The organism is Duganella hordei, from assembly GCF_040369125.1.
GTDB lineage: Bacteria > Pseudomonadota > Gammaproteobacteria > Burkholderiales > Burkholderiaceae_D > Rugamonas > Rugamonas hordei.
The window spans coordinates 318,297-336,076 of the sequence record NZ_BPWI01000006.1; the positions used below are offsets into that span (position 1 = coordinate 318,297).

The window sequence follows — 17,780 nt, forward strand, 5'->3', positions numbered from 1 at the left end:
ACTATCGTTCTTCAACGACGTGGAGCAGCTATGGACGAACATTTGACAGAAACCCGCATCGACGGCGAATTGGTCTACGACGGCCACTTCCTCAAAGTCCAGCGCGACACGATAGCGCTCCCCGACGGCAAGCGCACCGCACGCGAATACGTGCTGCATCCCGGCGCAGTTGTGATCCTGCCACTGCTCGACGACGGCACCGTGCTGATGGAGCGCCAATACCGCTATCCGCTGCATCAGGTCTTCATCGAATTCCCGGCTGGGAAAATCGATGCCGGCGAGGATCCGCTGCACAGCGCGCAGCGCGAACTGGAAGAGGAAACCGGCTATACCGCCGGCGAATGGCAATTCGTCACCCGTATCCACAACGCCATCGCTTATTCGGACGAGCATCTGGACCTGTACCTGGCGCGCGGCCTCAGAGCCGGCCCGCAAAAGCTGGACGACGGCGAGTTCCTCGAAATTTACACCACCACCATCGACGAACTGCTGCAAGGCGTACGCGAAGGGACGATCACCGACGTCAAGACCGTCATTGGCATCTTCTGGCTCGACAAGCTGCGCTCGGGCGACTGGAAGCTGTAATGATGCCGCGCGCCGCCATCGTCATCTCCACTGGTCTGCTGGCCAGCTGCGGCATGGCATGGGCGGCGGAGCGCACGCCATTCCAGGTCCGTTGCGAGGATACGATCGCGAAGACGGTTTCCGTGCTGTCCTCGAAACAGAACGGCTACACCATCAACAACCAGCTGCCGTACCGCGCGATCACCGCGAAGGCCGGCAACATGGACAACAGGATGGCGACCCTGGGGCTGACGGTGACAAGAGGCCAGTACTCCGCAAGCTTGGGCGGCCCGATATTGCAGGACCCTGCGAGCGGCTACGAGTGCATCGCGCCGCAGGTGGACGTCAAGCTGAATTACTCGCCGGTGCTGATCTATGTCGGTAGCGAGTTCGCGCCGGGCACCTGCTCGTACAAGGCGATCCTGGAGCACGAGCAGCGGCATTTGCAGGCATACATGGAAAACCTGGCGCGGGTCGAAAACGTGGTACGCGAGGCATTGAACAAACGCTTTGAAGGCAAGCCGCTGTATGCGCCGTCCGGCACCGCGATGTCGGCGCTGGAACACGAGATCAACGGCACCTGGTTCCCCTTCATCCGCGACGAATTTGAAAAAGGCAAGGCGAAGCAGGACGCGATCGATACGCCGGAAGAATATGCGCGCCTCGGCAAGACCTGCGACGGCGAGATCGCCGACATCCTGCTGAAGCGCCGGAAAAATAACTGAAGACTATGACTGCATCGACCACTACTCTCCGCTACTTTGCATTGCTGCCAGCCGCCGGCGTCGGCGCGCGCATGGCGGCGGACGGACCGAAACAATACCTGACGGTCGGCGGCAAGCCGATGCTGCGCCACGCGGTCGACGCGTTCCGCGCCAGCGACCTGGTCGCCCACACCTACGTGGTGGTCAGCGCCGCCGACGGCCAGATCGACGCCGTGCTGCCGCCGGACCTGGAAGGCGTGACGGTACTGCGCTGCGGCGGCGCCACCCGCATGGACACGGTGCTGAATGCCTTGCGCGCGCTGCATGGCGTGGTGGCCGATCACGACATGATCATGGTGCACGACGCCGCGCGTCCCGGCCTGACGCCGTCGCTGATCGCCAAACTGATACACGGCGTGGGCGACGATGCCGCCGGCGGGTTGCTGGCGCTGCCGGTGGTCGATACCGTGAAGCGCGTTGCCGCGGCTGGCGAGGCGCGTTCCGGCGCCACCATCCCGCGCGACGGCATGTGGCTGGCGCAAACGCCGCAGATGTTCAGCTACGAGCTGTTGCTGCGGGCCCTCGGCAGCGCGCCGGACGCCAACGCCATCACCGACGACGCCAGCGCCGTCGAGATGCTCGGCCTGTCGCCGCGACTGATCGAAGGCCATCCACGAAATTTGAAAGTAACGCTGCCGGCCGACATCCGCATCGCGGAGATGTACCTGGCGGCAGGTGAACAAGGATAAAACACTATGACCAAACTTCCATTCCGCATCGGCCAGGGCTACGATTGCCACGCGCTGGTTGAAGGCCGCAAGCTGATCATCGGCGGCGTCGACATCCCGCACCATGTCGGCCTGCTGGGGCACTCGGACGCCGACGTGCTGCTGCACGCGATCACCGATGCCATCCTGGGCGCCGCCGCGCTGGGCGACATCGGCAAGCACTTTCCGGACACCGATCCGCAATTCAAGGGTGCCGACTCGCGCACGCTGTTGAAGGAGGCGGCGCGCCGCGTGGTCGCCACCGGCTACAGCATCGGCAACATCGACGCCACGATCATCGCGCAGCGGCCGAAGATGGCGCCGCACATCGCCGTCATGTGCGCCAACATCGCCGAAGATCTGGGCGTAGCCGTCGGCCAGGTCAACATCAAGGCCAAGACCAACGAGAAGCTGGGTTACCTCGGCAGGGAAGAGGGCATCGCCGCCGAATCCATCGCCTTGCTGATTTCTTCGTAAGACAAGGATGCTTCCTGCACGCGGACTACGACTGCTTGCGCTGGCCGCCACGCTGGCGCTGCCGCTCTGCGCCAACGCCAAGCCGCCCTGCGGCGCGCTGGTGGATGCCGGAGCCAATCAGAAAACCCGGGCCATCTACGCCTACCTGTGCGGCATCTGGGGCAAGAGCGTCATTGCGGGACAACAGGACCTGACCTGGAAGGACTCGGTCGACATGGCTGAACGAGTTCACGCCGACACCGGCAAATATCCAGCGCTGATGGGCTACGATTTCATGAACTATGGGATGACCGCCAGCGGCACCAGCGGGCAGCACCAGACCGAGGAGGCGATCGCCTTTGCCAACCGGGGCGGCCTGGTGGCATTCGCCTGGCACTGGCGCGATCCCGCCCTGCTGAAGACGGCCCAGGTGAACCAGGCCCAGTTCTATGCCCATGACAGCGATGCCTCCAGATCCACCGCTTTCACGATCCCGATGGCCAACGGTGCGCTGGACCGCAACAGCCCGGCCTACCGTCAGATCGATGACGGCATCGATCTGGTCGCGGCCGAGCTGAAGAAACTGTCCGACGCGGGCGTCACTGTGCTATGGCGTCCGCTGCACGAGGCCTCGGGTAACAACGGCGATGGCTGGTTCTGGTGGGGCCGCGCGCGCAGCGACGGCGCGTCGCAGGCCCAGGCCTACATCCAGTTGTGGCGCCACATGTACGACCGGCTGGTGAACCTGCACGGCCTCCATAACCTGATCTGGGTCTGGAACGGCCAGAACCAGGCGTGGTATCCGGGCGACGACGTGGTGGACATCACCGGCTATGACATCTACGACGACACCGACAAGCAGAATTACCGCTCGCAAATCGCCACCTACCGGCAGGCGCAGCGCATCACGGCGGACCGCAAGCCGATCGCGCTGAGCGAAAACAGCTACATCCCCGATCCGGACCGGATCGCTGAGGATGGCGCCTGGTGGCTGTGGTTCATGGTCTGGAACGATGGCGACAGCGCGCCCGGTGTCACCGGTCCGAACAACTTCTGGACCGGCGAGTACTACAACACCAAGGCGCACAAGAACAAGGTCTACCACCATCCGAACGTGATCACCCTGGAGCGGCTGCCGAAATTCTGACGCCGGCTTGTTCCCCCAGCCCGGCGGTTGCCGTCTCTCGACTAGATCAACAGTGCGCCGCCGTCGACGATGTGGGTCTGGCCGGTGGCGAAGCCACTGGTCATCAGGAACAGGTAGGCGGCGGCGACGTCTTCGGCCGAGCCTACGCGGCCCACCAGCAGTTCGTCGCTGGCGTCGTCGAACATCTGCCCGCGCTGCGCCTGCGTCATGTCCTGCCACAGGTTCGTCGCGATCAATCCCGGCGACACGGCGTTGACCCGCATCGGCGCCAGCTCCACCGCCAGTGCGCGGGTCAGTGCCTCGACCGCGCCGCACACACTCGCCACCAGCGTCCATCCGGCTTGCGGACGCGCCGCCGCGACGCCAGTCGTGAAGGTGATCGAGCCGCCCGGCCGGATATGCCGCGCCCCATGCTTCGCGGCCGCCAGCGCGCCCCAGTAGCGCACGTCGAACGCCGACCGCGACGTGCCCAGATTGGCCTCGGACAGCGCGCCGATCTTCAGCGTATCGCCCGCCGTATAAACCAGGTGATCGAATTCACCGGCGGTGCCGAAGAAGCGCTCAACCGCCCGTTCATCCAGCAGATCAAGCGCGCAGCCTTGCGCCTTGCTGCCCAGGTACTCCAGCGCCTTCTCCACCCGCGACATCTGGCTGGAGACGACCAGCACCTCGGCATCCTCGCGCAAGGCCTCGCGCGCCACCGCCAACCCGATGCCGGACGAAGCGCCGAGCACGATCACGCGCTGGCCGAGAAGGCGGCCGCTCATGCCGGCACCCGTTCGAGCAATGCGGCGATGGCCTGGTCCAGCGTCACCGATCCTTTGCGCGAACCTTCGCGGCCGCCTTCAAACTCGATCCAGCCTTCGTTGAAGCCGTTCAGCATCTGGATGCGCGGCGTTGGATTCTTCATGCCGTGCGACGTGAACAGGTCTGCCCACGTATCGCGCGGCACCGCGGCCGCGCTCACGTCCTTGCCCAGCAGGCGGCTGAACGAGGCGGCGATATCGTTCGGGCTGACGCGCGCTGCGGCTTCCAGTTCCACCACGCGCACGCCGCTCCAGGTCTGCTGCAGCAGCTCAGCCGCCACGGTGGAAATGTCCCGGCAGGCGATCATCGGCACCGCGCGGTCCAGCGGCTGCAGGAAACTCGGGATGGTGCCGCTCGCGCGCGCCGCCGCCACGTCCCACAGGCTGTTCTCCATGAACCACGCAGCGCGCAGGAAGGTGACAGGCATGTCCAGCGTGCGCAGCTGACGCTCCATCTGGCCAAGTTGATTCAGCAGGTTGGGCTGCGTCGCCTGGGCTCCGACGGTCGACAGCGCCACCACGCGCGACGGTTTCGCCACCGACAGTGCCTTGTGCAGCGCGTTGATCTGCGCAAGGGCTTCGGGGAAGCCGTCGGTCGGGTCGAAGGTCGGCGGCAGCAGTACGAACACGGCTTCGGCGCCGGCAAAGGCCTTGGCCAGCGCATCCGCATCGCTCATCTCGGCCAGCGCCACCTGCGCGCCGCGTGCCGACCATGCGGCGCCCTTGGCTGCGTCGCGCACCACCGCGCGAACCGGCAGGCCGGCCTCCAGCAGCAGCTTGCCCAGTTCCGAACCTACCTGACCAGTGATACCGGTAATTGCATACATGATGATCTCCTTGAATGAAGGCGGAAAGTCCGCATGCAAGAATTTTGATGCAAAACGACTGATACTCCGATAGCATGGAACTCATATCATTAATGACTAATTGGCATACATCATGGCATTCGACGAACGGGTGGTGAACGGCATGCGCGTGCTGGCGGCGATCGTGGACACCGGCAGCTTCGTGCGTGCCGGCGAAGTGCTGGACATGTCGCAGTCGGGCGTCAGCCGCGCCATCGCCAAGCTGGAGGCGCGACTCAATATCCGGCTGTTCGACCGTACCACGCGCAAGGTGTCGCTGACGGATGAAGGCCGCCGCTTCTACGCGCAGATCGGGCCGTTGCTGGCGGGACTGGAGGAGGCCGTGGCCTCGGCGGGCGAGGGCGCCGTCACGGTGCGTGGACGATTGCGCGTCAATATCGAGCCGTTGCTGGGACGCTTGCTGGTGGGCCCCAAGCTGGGCGGCTTCCTGAAGCGGCACCCGGAGCTGGATCTCGACCTGGTATCGCGCGACCATCTGGGCGACATGGTCGGCGACGGCTTCGACCTGGCGATACGCTTCGGCCATCCGCAGTCATCATCGCTGATCGCCCGCAAGCTGATGGACACGCGCGTGCTGACGGTCGCCACGCCGGCTTATCTGCGCCGCCACGGCGTGCCGAAAAAGCCCTCCGACCTGGAGGGCGAAGAGCATGTGTGCATCCATTTCCGCGATCCGGCGACCGGCCGGCCGTACGAGTGGGAGTTTCATCGCGGCGGCAAGACCACGATCGTCAAGCCGCGCGGCCAGTTGACGCTGAACGACGCCGCCACCATGGAAAGCGTGCTACTGGCCGGTTACGGCCTGGCGCAGGTGATCGATCTCGCGGTAGAGCCGCTGCTGCGTTCCGGCGCATTGACGCCGGTGTTGAGCGCATGGCCGGACGAACGCTTTCCGATGTACGCCTATTATCCGTCGCGCCACCATCCGCCGGCGAAGACGCAGGCCTTCCTGGAGTTCGTTGCGGGAGTGATAAACCAGCCATAAGCGATCTGCTAACATGGCGCTTTTGACGGCAAGGGATGAGCGATGGCGCGTGATATCTACGCATACCGGCAGGTGGCGGTGCATTCGGTGCAGCGTGGGAGCGGAGTGGAAATCCATCCGGTGCCGGGGCAGGCGTTTTCGCCGGAGCTGGCGGTGCAGTGTTCGCGCAAGATGAGCGATACGTCCTTGTACCCGCTGGGCACCTGCTTCCTGCTGGACGCCAAACTGACCGACCGCCTGGGCGGCACGCCTTATCTCTACGCCTGGCACGGCGACGACGTCAAGGTGCTGTCAGCCAGGGAGACCAAGGCCTTCCTGGCTGAGTTCAAACGCGGACGAATTTGATGGGCACGTATCCGGTCAATGAACGGCGTGCAGCTTGCCCTGCGCCTTGTCGTCTTCCTTGGCCCACAGCGCAATGACCGCCGCCATCGCCAAAGCGAACAGGCCGCCGACCACCATCGCGCTCGATACGCCCAGGTAGTCCACCGACACGCCGCCCACCAGCGCGCCGCTGGCCAGCGAGATCTGGGCGGTGGCGACGAACACCGCGCCGCCGCTTTCCATCGCATCCGGCGCGGCCTTGAACATCCAGGTCTGCACCGAGATCGGCATCAGGCCGAAGGCCAGGCCCCAAATGATGATCAGCACCGTGGCGCCCGCCGCGGTGGCGCCGAACAGCGGCATCGCGGCGGCCGACAGGCCCATGATGACGCCGGTGGCGATCAGCGACTTCCTCACGCTCCTGGCGACGGCCCAGCCGCCGGCCAGGTTGCCGACAAAACCGGCCGCGCCATAGATCAGCAACAGCGCGCTGATGGTCTTGGCGCCCAGGCCGGCGACCTGGCTCAGGAACGGTGTCACATAGGTGTAGGCGGCGAACTGGCCGATGAAGATCAGCAGCGTGACCAGCATGCCCAGGCGCGCTTTCTTCACGCGCAGCAGCGCAGGCAGCTGGCCGAAAGTCAGCGACGTCGCCGTCGGCAGGCGTGGCAGCAGCCACATCTGCGCCAGCAGCACCAGCGTGGCGACGGCGCTGGCGGCGAAGAAGGCCATGCGCCAGCCGACCAGTTCACCGATCATGGCGCCGGCCGGCACCCCGGCCACGGTGCCCAGCGAAATGCCGGCAAAGATGATCGAGGTGGCCCGCGCCGCATGCGCTTCCGGCACCAGCCGGTTGCCCAGCGCGCCGCCGATGGCCCAGAAGCCGCCGACGCCTATGCCCAGCAGGGCGCGGCCGGCCAGCACCAGCGGGAACGAGTGCGACAGCGCGACGATCAGGTTGGAGACGATCAGCGTCGCGGTCAGGCCCCAGATCACGTAGCGGCGGTCGGTCTTGCCGACGCCGATGGTCACCAGGATGGCGGCGAAGGCGGCCACCAGGCCGGGGATGGTCACCATCATGCCGGCGATGCCTTCGGTGACGCCCAATTCGGCGGCGATGGACGGCAGCAGACCGACCGGCAGGAATTCCGTCGTCACCAGCGCGAACGAGCCGACGGCGACCGACAGCACGGCCAGCCAGGCGGCCCGGGTGGGCGCGGGATCGGGGATGGGAAGTTCGTCCCGCAGGACGGTTTGAATGTTGTTGGTTTGCATGAGTAGTCCTTGGAGGCGGTAAAAACACTTGAGTTTTTTACTGATCGGTTCATAATGACCGCATGAGCGAACTATGTCAACGAATTTTTAACCGATCGGTATGAAAGAATCCGCACGCAAGACCGGCCGTCCACGTACTTTCGACGCCGACACGGCGCTGGACAAGGCCATGAAGGTGTTCTGGGAGAAGGGTTACGAGGGTTCCTCGCTGCCGGAACTGACCGAGGCGATGGGCATGAACCGGCCCAGCCTGTACGCCGTCTTCGGCAACAAGGAAAACCTGTTCCGCATGGCGCTGGAGCGCTACAGCGCCACCCACGATCCGCTGTTCAACGCGGCGCTGGAGCGGCCGACGGCGCGCGCGGTGGTCGAGCATTTCCTGCGCGGCAATGCCGACGCGCAGACCGAGTCCGAAAATCCGCATGGCTGCCTGGTGATCAACGGCGCGTTAGCCTGCAGCGACGACGCGCTGCCGATCCGCAATTCGCTGATCGAACGCCGCGCCGTCAATGAGGCGCGTCTGCGCGACCGCTTCGAACGCGCCAAGGCCGAGGGCGATCTACCCGCCGACAGTTGCTCCGGCCAGATGGCGCGCTATGTGATGACGGTATCCAACGGCATGGCGGTGCAGGCGGCGGCGGGTGCCAGCCGCAAGCAATTGCAGGAAGTGGTGGACCAGGTGTTGCGCGGCTGGCCTATGTAGGGTTGTTGTCACTCCGACACAATACATGTCCATAGTGAAATTTATGTTGTGTTTTAGGAATTGATAGGTAGAATGGCGTTATTGAGGCGCCGTTGTCTCCTTTTTTCCGAAAGCACACCCATGAAAATGACCAAACTGATCCAGGCAGCAACCATTGCAGCAATGTTCGCGTCTGGCGCCGCTTCGGCTTCCGGAAACATCATCCTCAACGGCGACTTTGAAACCGTCAGCAACTTCCACGCCTACGACTACCTGGTGGTCGGCGCTGCTCAGGGCACGATCGCCGACTGGACCGTCGGCGGCAATTCGGTCGACATCATCAACAACAGCTACAACTCGATCAGCGGCAACAGCATCGACATGCTGGGCACTCCGGGTCCAGGTTCGCTGTCGCAGTCGTTCAGCTTTGCCGCGAACACCACCTACACGCTGTCGTTCGACCTGAACCGCAATCCGAACTCGCATGGCGCGGGCCTGGACGTGTTTGTGAACGGCGACCATCACAGCTACGAAGGCACCAGCCTCACCACCAACTACAGCTTCAACTTCACCACCGGCAGCGTAGCCGGTTCGCAACTGCTGACCTTCAGCAGCGTTGGCGGCGACAACTATTCCGGCGCAGTGCTGGACAACGTCTCGCTGACCGCAGCGGTACCTGAGCCTGAAACCTACGCCATGCTGCTGGCCGGCCTGGGCATGGTCGGCTTCATGGCCCGCCGCAAGGCCAAGAAAGCTGCATAAGCAGTCTTCCCGCATATAAAAAACCCCCATCAGCCGGAGCGCGAGCTTGAGCGCGTTCTGGCTGATGGGGGTTTTTTAACGCCTGCCGATTCAGTCGGAACCGTCGTCGTCGTCGTCAATCTCCGGCGTGCCGTCCTTGACCGCGCGGGCGCGGGCGGCGTCGGCGCCGGACTTCAGCTTGGCGGCGTCGGCCATGAACTGGTCGATGCTGCGGTCTTCGCTGCGCCGCACTTCCGGCGGCAGCAGCACCGACATGTACAGTTCGTCCGAAGCGCGGCCCGTGCCTTGCAGGTTGGCCATCAGCATCAGGCCCGCGCCGGCCAGCAGCATCACCAGGCCGGTCACGGCGAAGCGGCGCGGATGGTGCGGCTTGATGGTGATCAGGTGGAAGAACAGCATGCCGCAGACGATGGCCAGCGTGGCCAGGTTGCCGTAGCGCGTCAGCACTTCGGCCGACCAGGCATAGGCCATGATGATGCTGCCGGCGCGCCAGATGCCCACCACCGCCAGGCCGCAGCCGAGGATGAACAAATGCCGTCCCATGCGTGCGTGGCTGCCGAACAGCCGGTTGGCCAGCGCCCACACGCCGCTCCACAGCAGGCCGGCCGCGAGGCTGGAGGCCAGCACCAGCAGGTAGCGGATCAGCGCGAACGGCTCGACGTCGGACAGCCATGTTTCCATGCAGGAGAACACGGCGATCAGCACCAGGCCGATGGTGGCCGGCACCGCGCCTTCCCAGCCGTGCATGGTGGTGTCCGCCACTTCGGCGGGAACGGGGAAGTCGGCCGCGCGCACCCGCAGGCGCGTGTGGCCGAGGCGCACCACGCTGTCGCCGCCCAGCACCACGCTGGTCTGGCGCTTGCCCTTGAGGTAGGTGCCGTTCTTGCTGCCGAGGTCGCGCAGCACCAGCTGGCCTTGCTCGTCGGCGTCGACGATGGCGTGGCTGGCGGCGCTGTGGTGGTCGTCAAGGATGACGTCGTTGTCGTAGCTGCGGCCCAGGCGGATCGGCAGCCCGGCTATCTTGTGACGGTGCAGCACGTCGCCGTTGCGGGCCAGGATCTCGATGAAGTAGGGGGCTTTCATTGCGCGCCTCCCTTGGCCGGCTTGGCCGCGGCCGCGGTTTTCTTCGGCGCCAGCGACAGCGAATCGAGGAACACCCGCGACAGCCGCAGGCCGTTTTCATACGACACGCCGCGCGCGTCGAGCCGGCTTTGCAGGCTCATCAAGCCCTGGTCGGTGGTGGCGGTCAGCAGCGCGAAATCGTACAGGCCGGCGAACTTGCGGTAGGCGCGCACGCACAGCACGGCGCGCAGCGGCAGGTTCTTGCTCTTGACGAAGTCCTCGGTGCACTGCGGGCCGGTCAGGCGGGTGTCCTTGTTGTTGCCGAAATGTTCGTTCTTGAACGACGAGCTGGCCAGTTGCGCGAAGCGCGCCTTGTCCAGGCTGGTGCTGCGCAGGTACTGGTGGCGGATGCTGAGCTGCCCGGTCTGCAGCGAGCCGCTGACGAAGATCGCCGATTCCATCGCGCAGCTGGCGTCGTCCACCGTGAACGGCTTGTCGGCCTTGACCGTGGAACGGCCCCAGCAGCGCATCTGCTCGGACTCGCGCACCGGCACCTGGTACGGGCCCATGGGCTTCAGGGTCAGCGGGCTGGCCAGCAGCTGATCGACCATCGCGCGCTGGTGCGTCAGCAGCTGCGCGGCCACCACGCCGGTGAAATCGGTCGGCGGTTTTTTCTGGTCCTCGACGCGCTTGAGCAGTGCCTGCGCATACCGCGCCGGCACCAGGAAGCTGACCAGCTCGCCGTCGAGGCGCTTGGAGACATTGACACCGGCCACCGCGCCGTCGACCGTCACGCTGGGGCCGCCGCTCATGCCGGAGTTGATCGGGCCGGTGAACATCAGCTGGTCGTAGAAGCTGCGCGCGATCACGCCGTTGTAGGCGCCTTCGGAAATGGCGAAGCCCAGGTCCAGCGGATTGCCCAGCGAGTACAGGTACTGGCCCTGCGTCAGTTTGGCCAGCTGCTCGGGAATCTTGAAGAAGCCGGTGCCGTTGCGGCTGACGCGCAGCACCGCCAGGTCATGCAGCACGTCCACCGCCAGCAGCTCCACATTGCCGCGCTGGCCGCCGGTGTCCACCCATTCGCCGACGTAGGTGTCGGGATCGAGCGCGAACTGCGACACCACGTGGTAGTTGGTCACCACCAGGTTGCTGGTGCCGATCAGGAAGCCGGAGCCGACCGACGACTGCGTGCGGCCGCTTTTCAGCAGCGAGCGCACTTGCAGGATGTCGTTCTTGGCGGAGCCGTACAGGTGTTGCGCCGCGCTCGATGGCGGCGGCAGCGGGGCGGTGTCGGCATTGGCGTCGGCGCTGCCGGCGCTGGCGGAGGCTGCGGGCCGGGCGGCAACCGGGGCGGCCGCTGCGGGTGGCGCGGGGGGAGTATTGGCGGTCGAGGCTGCCAAGGCGCCGGCGCAGGCCCCGCTCAGGACAATTGAAGTAGCAACTGAAGTCGCAAACGCGGTGAATTTCATGCAGTCCTTGTGTTTAACACTTACAGCGCGCCGTCCTCCACTGGAGCCGGCGTCAGCGGCGTCATCATGTGGCCCAGCTTGGCGGCCTTGGTGTTCAGGTAATGCTGGTTGAAGGCATTGCGGTTGACCAGCAGCGGCACTCGCTCGGCCACCTCGATGCCCAGTTTGGTCATGGCATCGATCTTACGCGGATTATTGGTCATCAGGCGCAGGCTTTTTACGCCAAACTGGGCCAGCATCGGCTGGACCAGGCCGTAGGTGCGCTGGTCCGGCTTGAAGCCCAGCTGTTCATTGGCCTGCACCGTGTCGGCGCCGGCTTCCTGCAGGCGGTAGGCGCGGATCTTGTTGATCAGGCCGATGCCGCGGCCTTCCTGGCGCAGGTACAGCAGCACGCCGCGGCCTTCGGCGGCGATCTTCTTCAGCGCGCCTTCGAGCTGGGCGCCGCAGTCGCAGCGCTGCGAGAACAGCACGTCGCCGGTCAGGCACTCCGAATGGACGCGCGCCAGCACCGGCTCGCCGTCGCCGATATTGCCCAGCACCATGGCCAGATGTTCCTTGCCGGTTGCCTTTTCGACAAAAGCGTGCAACTGGAACTGCGCCCAAGGGGTCGGCAGGGCGCAGGAAGTCATGTAATCCAGTTCGTCTTTTGCCGGGGTTTCTGCGCTCTGCGACATAGCTATGCTCTTCAGTGTATTGAAATTCAAGGTAAAAAAGGCGCGCCGGGCTGTTCGAACAGACCCGGCGCGCCCTTCATGATACCAAAACTGGCGGAAATTTATTTTAGGCCAGCCTCTAGCTTGGGACGGAACCTCAGTTTGGCAAGTCAAACACCAGCACTTCGGCCGCTTTGGCGTCCTGCAAGGTCACCAGCGTCTCCGCGGTGATCTTCAGCGCATCGCCGCCTTGCAGCGCCACGCCGTTGACGCTGACCTCGCCACGGATCACGTGGACATACGCATTGCGCCCGGCGGCCAGCTCATGCTTCAGGCTGTCGCCCGCGGTCATGATGGTGGCGTAGATCGCCGCATCCTGGTGGATCAGCACCGAGCCTTCGCGGCCGTCGCTGGAGGCGATCAGGCGCAACTGGCCCAGTTTGCTCTCAGGCGTGAAGTTCTTTTCCTCGTAGCTCGGAGGAATGCCGGTCACGTTGGGCTGGATCCAGATTTGCAGGAAATGCACTTGCTCGCTGCGCGAATGGTTAAACTCGCTGTGACGCACGCCGTTGCCGGCGCTCATGCGCTGGACGTCGCCGTACTGCAGCACCGAGCCGGTGCCCATGCTGTCCTTGTGCTCCAGCGCGCCGCTCAGCACGTAGGAGATGATTTCCATGTCGCGGTGGCCGTGGGTGCCGAAGCCCTGGCCGGCCTGCACCTGGTCTTCGTTGATCACCAGCAGCGGACCGAAGCCGACATGTTCCGGATCGTGATAGCTGCCGAACGAGAAGGTGTGGCGCGACTGCAGCCAGCCGTGGTTGGCGACGCCGCGTGCTTCACTTTTACGAATTTGCAACATGATGGGGCTCCGTTTCTAGTTTGTTAATGTGCGATAATTTCGCATCCATGAATCACAGTGTACGCCTGTGATTCGGAATGAAAAAACGGAAAATTTACCCTTTTACTATCGAAAAAATCGAATGCTAAGACTGAGCCTGGAAGCGCTGCAGATTGTCGATGCGATCGACCGCCGCGGATCGTTCTCGGCGGCCGGCAAGGAGTTGCACCGCGTGCCGTCGACGATTTCCTACACCGTCAGCAAGCTGGAGGACGACCTCGGCGTGCAGGTGTTCGAGCGCAACGGCCCGCGCGTCGTGCTGACGCCGGCCGGCGTCGAGCTGCTGAAAGAGGGGCGCTACCTGCTGAAGGCGGCGCAGGACCTGGAACACAGGGTGCGCCGCGTGGCCTCCGGCTGGGAGACCGAGTTGGCGGTCGGCATGGATTCGATGTTCTCGGCCTGCATGTTCCACGACGATATCAAGGCCTTCTACGACGTCGCCCAGCAGACCCGGCTGCGCATCGTGCAGGAGGCGCTGTCCGGCACCTGGGAGGCGCTGCTGGACCGGCGCGCCGATCTGCTGGTCGGCGTGGCCGGCGACGGTCCGGCCGGCGGCGGCTACGTATCTCAGGCCATCGGCAAGATCGGTTTCGTGTTCGCGGTGGCGCCCGGGCACCCGCTGGCCGCCGTCGAAGGCAGCCTCGACCGGGTCCAGCTGCAGCAATACCGCGCCGTCAGCGTGGCCGATTCGGCGCGACAGATGGCGCCGCGCACCGTCGGCCTGCTGCTGGGCCAGGACACGCTGACCGTGCCCGACATGCGAACCAAGTTCCAGTACCAACTGGCCGGCATGGGCTTCGGCTTCCTGCCCGAGCCCTGCGCCCGCGCCGCCATCGCCGCCGGCTTGCTGGTGGAAAAGCAGGTGGACGAGCCGAAACCGGCGGAAACCTTCTACCTGGCGTGGCGCAGCGGCGAAAACGGCGCCGCGCTGAAGTGGTGGATAGATCGCATGGCCCGGCCCGGCCTGTTCGAGCGGCTGGTGGGGCATTTGCCCCATCACCAGCTATCCGTTTGATACAGAACACGGATCGGGCGCTTGAATTGCGGGCTTACGCGGCATAATGTTGGCAAATGCCAATAATTTCGGAGTACCATAGCGGGATCGCAGATTGCTTTCGCTGGAACAATATCATGACCGCCTCGACCGCCATGCCACCTGTGTTCTTGCATCCCCTGGCCGACCGTCACGGTACTCCGGCGGCGCTGCTGTTCGATGTCGCAGGCCTGGAGCAGCCGGAAGCGGTGCCTTTGGCCGCCCTGCAGGAGCTGGCGGGCGGCAGCATGGGCTGCTACTACCGCGCCGGCCAGGCCGACGCCGTCCACCAGGTGCTTGACGAGGCCGGCTGGAAACCGCTGACCGCCGACAAGATCCAACGCGTCGACAGCGCCTGGAGCGCCGACCTGCCGGCGGCGGTCGCCTGGGTCGAGGGCGACTGGTTCCTGGCGCCCCCGCCCAAGCCGGTCGGCAACCAGGCCGCCTCGCGCGCGCTGGCGATGAAGCTGGTGCAACTGGTCTCGGCCGACGCCGACACCCACGAAATCGAAGCGCTGCTGCGCCAGGATCCGACGCTGTCCTACCACCTGCTGCGGCTGGTTAATTCGCTGGGCATGGGCACCGGCCGCCGCGTCACCAGTTTTTCGCAGGCCATCCTGATACTCGGGCGTTCGCAGCTGCGGCGCTGGCTCAACCTGATGCTGTTCTCGTCGCGCGAAGCGGACCAGCGCTCGGCCATGCTGCTGGCGCGGGTGTCGGTGCGGGCGCGCGCCATGGAGCTGCTGGCCAAGGCAGCCGGGCAGGACAAATCGCATCAGGAGCAGGCTTTCATGACCGGCATGTTCTCGCTGCTGGGCGTGTTGTTCGGCATCCCGCTGGCCGAGGTGCTGCAGCCGCTGACCATCAGTGAGGCGGTGCAGCAGGCGCTGCTGATGCGCGACGGCGAACTGGGCCAGCTGCTGTGCGTGGTGGAGGCTGCCGAACGCGGCGACGCCGCCTGCCTGACCGAATGCCTGCAGGCGCTGCAGATCGAGCCCGACAGCTTCAACCAGATACTTGCCGACTCCTACCTGTGGATGCAGGGCGTGGCGGCCGGCAAGACGGGATCCGCCCATGCGTGACGCGATCGAGCGTTGCCTCGCACTGAGCCAGCAAGCCCGCAGCGAATCGGGCGAGGCGCTGACACGCACGCTGGCCGCGCTGGACGCCGCGCTGGCCGAGGCGCGCGGGCTGGCCGAGCCGGATGCCGATGCAGGCGACGCCGTGCTGGAGCTGGACTTGACCGGCTACCTGACCGCATGGAGCCTTGGCGCGCAGCAGATGTTCGGCTACGCGGCCGCCGAGGCGCTGGGCCAGCACATCCTGTTCCTGTACGCCGAGGACGACGACGACGGCAATATCGCCGAACTGTTTTTCGAGGACGACGGCAAGGAAGGTGGATACGGCGGCGCCCACACCGAAGTGCGGCGTCGCAAGAAGAGCGGCGAAATCATCTGGGTCCAGCTGCACATCACGCTGCGCCACGACGAGGCCGGCGATCCGGTCGGCATGCTCGTGCGGCTGGCGCAGGTGGACGAGGCGCTGTCCGATGCGGACAAGATCCACCTGCACGCCCGCATCATCGAAGACAGCGACCAGGGCGTGCTGATCACCGACGCGCATGAACGCATCGTCTCGATCAATTCCTCGTTCACCCGCATCACCGGCTACACGCCGGAAGAATCGATAGGCAAGACGCCCGACCTGCTGCGCTCCGGCGTGCACGACGCCGAGTTCCGCGCCAAGGTGCGCTCGGCGATGCAGGGCGAGGGTCCGTGGCGCGGCGAGATCATCGGCAAGCGCAAGAACGGCGAGTTGTTCCCGCAGTCGGTGACCATCAGCGTGGTGCGCGACGAGCAGGGCAAGATCAGCCATACCTTCTCGCTGTTTTCCGACATCAGCGTGCACAAGGACGCCGAGGCGCGCATGCAGCGCATGGCCAACTACGACTCGCTGACCGGCCTGCCCAACCTGTGCCTGCTGAACCAGCTGGTCAGCCAGGCGCTGACCGAGACCAAGCGCTCGAAGGAACACGGCGCGCTGCTGGTCATCGACATCACCCGCATCGGCGCCATCAGCGACACGCTGGGCCACGACATCGGCAACGACCTGCTGTGCGAGATCGGCCGCCTGTTCCGCCTGTCGCTGCGCGAGGCCGACGTGCTGGCGCGGCTCGACGGCCACAAGTTCGCCGTGGCGCTGCTGCATATCGAGAAGCGCGAGCACGCCGCCATCGTCGCGCAAAAGCTGCTGGCCGCGCTGGCGCAGCCGATCGTGCTGGCCTCGCACAGCCTGCAGGTGGGCGCGCACATCGGCATCACCGTGTACACCGAAGACGGCACCGACGTGCCGACCCTGATACGCTACTCCGACGTGGCGATGAGCAAGGCCGCGCAGAACATCGAGTCCGGCTTCCTGTTCTACAGCGAGGAAATGAACCAGCGCGCCAAGGAGCACCTGCGCATCGAGAGCGAGCTGCGGCAGGCGTTGCTCAACAACGAGCTGATGCTGTACTACCAGCCCAAGGTCAGCCTGCGCAGCGGCCGCATCGTCGGCGCCGAGGCGCTGCTGCGCTGGCGCCATCCGGTGCGCGGGCTGGTGTCGCCGGGCGTGTTCATCCCGGTGGCGGAAGAGACCGGGCTGATACTCGACCTCGGCACCTGGGTGCTGGAGGAAGCCTGCCGCCAGGTGCGCGAGTGGAAGGACGCCAACCTGATCATGCCGCCCATCGCCGTCAACCTGTCGGCGCGGCAGTTCGACAGCCAGCTGCCCAAGCGCATCGCGGCGGTGCTGGAGCGGCACGGCGTGCAGCCGGACCAGATCAACCTGGAAATCACCGAGAGCCTGCTGGTGCGCGGCACCGACAATGTGATCGCCATCATGAACGAGCTGGTGGCGATGGGGATGGCGCTGGCGCTGGACGACTTCGGCACCGGCTATTCAAGCTTGGCTTATCTGAAGAAGTTCCCGATCAGCACGCTGAAGATCGACCGTTCCTTCGTCATCGGCTTGCCTTACGAAGAAAACGATTGCGCGATCGCGCGCGCCATCGTCACCATGGCGCAGCAGCTGCGCCAGGAAATCGTGGCCGAGGGCGTGGAGACGGCCGAGCAGATGAGCTTCCTGCGCGAGCTCGGTTGTGACCAGCTGCAAGGCTATCTGTTCAGCCAGCCGATACCGGCGGCCGACTTCGCCGGCATGCTGCGCGAAGGCAAACGGCTGGCGTTCGGCGGCCGCTGAGCGTTGTGCGGCCCTCCCTAAGGCGGATGGACGCTGAGCGGAGCGGGTGCTAGGCTGGTCAAGCTGATTTTTCGGCGACCACCATCG

The 17,780-nt window shown here is 65.1% G+C and carries 19 protein-coding genes; 12 read left to right on the forward strand and 7 right to left on the reverse strand.

Annotation, left to right across the window (positions count from 1 at the left end):
* Positions 1–30 precede the first annotated feature (30 nt).
* From ABWW33_RS16780 to ABWW33_RS16800, 5 genes are read left to right on the forward strand one after another with little or no spacing between them, the layout of a single operon-like run.
* Positions 31–585, forward strand: a complete 555-nt coding sequence (locus tag ABWW33_RS16780) for an NUDIX domain-containing protein (RefSeq protein ID WP_353402918.1) — start codon at positions 31–33, stop codon at positions 583–585.
* Positions 585–1,289: a hypothetical protein gene (locus ABWW33_RS16785; protein ID WP_353402919.1), complete on the forward strand. Its 705-nt coding sequence runs from the start codon at positions 585–587 to the stop codon at positions 1,287–1,289. The genes ABWW33_RS16780 and ABWW33_RS16785 overlap by 1 nt, the downstream gene beginning before the upstream one ends.
* Before the next feature lie 5 nt (positions 1,290–1,294).
* On the forward strand, positions 1,295–2,017 hold the full coding sequence (gene ispD / locus ABWW33_RS16790) for a 2-C-methyl-D-erythritol 4-phosphate cytidylyltransferase (protein ID WP_176651800.1): 723 nt from the start codon (positions 1,295–1,297) through the stop codon (positions 2,015–2,017).
* A 6-nt stretch (positions 2,018–2,023) separates the two neighbouring features.
* A complete protein-coding gene (gene ispF / locus ABWW33_RS16795) occupies positions 2,024–2,512 on the forward strand; it encodes a 2-C-methyl-D-erythritol 2,4-cyclodiphosphate synthase (protein ID WP_353402920.1) in 489 nt (162 codons plus the stop codon).
* A 7-nt stretch (positions 2,513–2,519) separates the two neighbouring features.
* Positions 2,520–3,638, forward strand: coding sequence for a glycosyl hydrolase (locus tag ABWW33_RS16800; RefSeq protein ID WP_353402921.1), 1,119 nt, complete (start codon positions 2,520–2,522; stop codon positions 3,636–3,638).
* A 41-nt stretch (positions 3,639–3,679) separates the two neighbouring features.
* Here the strand turns inward: ABWW33_RS16800 and ABWW33_RS16805 are convergent, their stop codons facing one another.
* Positions 3,680–4,405 (reverse strand): SDR family oxidoreductase, encoded by a 726-nt coding sequence (locus ABWW33_RS16805; RefSeq protein ID WP_353402922.1) that lies wholly within the window; start codon positions 4,403–4,405, stop codon positions 3,680–3,682.
* Positions 4,402–5,271, reverse strand: a complete 870-nt coding sequence (locus tag ABWW33_RS16810) for an NmrA family NAD(P)-binding protein (protein ID WP_353402923.1) — start codon at positions 5,269–5,271, stop codon at positions 4,402–4,404. The genes ABWW33_RS16805 and ABWW33_RS16810 overlap by 4 nt, the downstream gene beginning before the upstream one ends.
* A 112-nt stretch (positions 5,272–5,383) precedes the next feature.
* Between ABWW33_RS16810 and ABWW33_RS16815 the strand changes: the two genes are divergently transcribed.
* Entirely contained in the window at positions 5,384–6,295 is a 912-nt protein-coding gene (locus ABWW33_RS16815; RefSeq protein WP_353402924.1) for a LysR family transcriptional regulator, read from the forward strand.
* A gap of 42 nt (positions 6,296–6,337) precedes the next feature.
* Complete coding sequence (locus ABWW33_RS16820) at positions 6,338–6,640, forward strand: hypothetical protein (protein ID WP_353402925.1); 303 nt, start codon at positions 6,338–6,340, stop codon at positions 6,638–6,640.
* 15 nt (positions 6,641–6,655) lie between these two features.
* Here the strand turns inward: ABWW33_RS16820 and ABWW33_RS16825 are convergent, their stop codons facing one another.
* Positions 6,656–7,894, reverse strand: coding sequence for an MFS transporter (locus tag ABWW33_RS16825; protein WP_353402926.1), 1,239 nt, complete (start codon positions 7,892–7,894; stop codon positions 6,656–6,658).
* Positions 7,895–7,994: 100 nt separating this feature from the next.
* On the opposite strand from ABWW33_RS16825, the gene ABWW33_RS16830 reads away from it, so the two are divergent.
* Together ABWW33_RS16830 and ABWW33_RS16835 are read left to right on the forward strand one after the other, a co-directional pair.
* Positions 7,995–8,597: a TetR/AcrR family transcriptional regulator gene (locus ABWW33_RS16830; RefSeq protein WP_353402927.1), complete on the forward strand. Its 603-nt coding sequence runs from the start codon at positions 7,995–7,997 to the stop codon at positions 8,595–8,597.
* 120 nt (positions 8,598–8,717) lie between these two features.
* Positions 8,718–9,338 (forward strand): FxDxF family PEP-CTERM protein, encoded by a 621-nt coding sequence (locus ABWW33_RS16835; RefSeq protein WP_353402928.1) that lies wholly within the window; start codon positions 8,718–8,720, stop codon positions 9,336–9,338.
* Between the two features lie 90 nt (positions 9,339–9,428).
* On the opposite strand, the gene ABWW33_RS16840 is transcribed toward ABWW33_RS16835, so the two are convergent.
* The 4 genes from ABWW33_RS16840 to ABWW33_RS16855 form a co-directional block, all read right to left on the reverse strand.
* Positions 9,429–10,421 carry an FHA domain-containing protein gene (locus tag ABWW33_RS16840; RefSeq protein ID WP_176651790.1) on the reverse strand — a complete coding sequence of 331 codons (993 nt, stop codon included), beginning with the start codon at positions 10,419–10,421 and terminating at the stop codon, positions 9,429–9,431.
* Entirely contained in the window at positions 10,418–11,869 is a 1,452-nt protein-coding gene (locus ABWW33_RS16845) for a S1 family peptidase (protein WP_353402929.1), read from the reverse strand. Before ABWW33_RS16845 ends, ABWW33_RS16840 begins: the two co-directional genes overlap by 4 nt.
* A gap of 20 nt (positions 11,870–11,889) precedes the next feature.
* Positions 11,890–12,543, reverse strand: coding sequence for a GTP cyclohydrolase II (ribA, locus tag ABWW33_RS16850; protein ID WP_176651788.1), 654 nt, complete (start codon positions 12,541–12,543; stop codon positions 11,890–11,892).
* A 136-nt stretch (positions 12,544–12,679) separates the two neighbouring features.
* Positions 12,680–13,381: a pirin family protein gene (locus ABWW33_RS16855; protein ID WP_353402930.1), complete on the reverse strand. Its 702-nt coding sequence runs from the start codon at positions 13,379–13,381 to the stop codon at positions 12,680–12,682.
* 121 nt (positions 13,382–13,502) lie between these two features.
* Here ABWW33_RS16855 and ABWW33_RS16860 point away from each other — a divergent pair, with 121 nt between their 5' ends.
* The 3 genes from ABWW33_RS16860 (at position 13,503) to ABWW33_RS16870 (ending at position 17,693) form a co-directional block, all read left to right on the forward strand.
* A complete protein-coding gene (locus ABWW33_RS16860; protein ID WP_353402931.1) occupies positions 13,503–14,435 on the forward strand; it encodes a LysR family transcriptional regulator in 933 nt (310 codons plus the stop codon).
* A gap of 116 nt (positions 14,436–14,551) precedes the next feature.
* Positions 14,552–15,535: an EAL and HDOD domain-containing protein gene (locus tag ABWW33_RS16865; protein WP_353402932.1), complete on the forward strand. Its 984-nt coding sequence runs from the start codon at positions 14,552–14,554 to the stop codon at positions 15,533–15,535.
* Positions 15,528–17,693 (forward strand): putative bifunctional diguanylate cyclase/phosphodiesterase, encoded by a 2,166-nt coding sequence (locus ABWW33_RS16870; protein ID WP_176651784.1) that lies wholly within the window; start codon positions 15,528–15,530, stop codon positions 17,691–17,693. The genes ABWW33_RS16865 and ABWW33_RS16870 overlap by 8 nt, the downstream gene beginning before the upstream one ends.
* Positions 17,694–17,780: the final 87 nt, after the last annotated feature.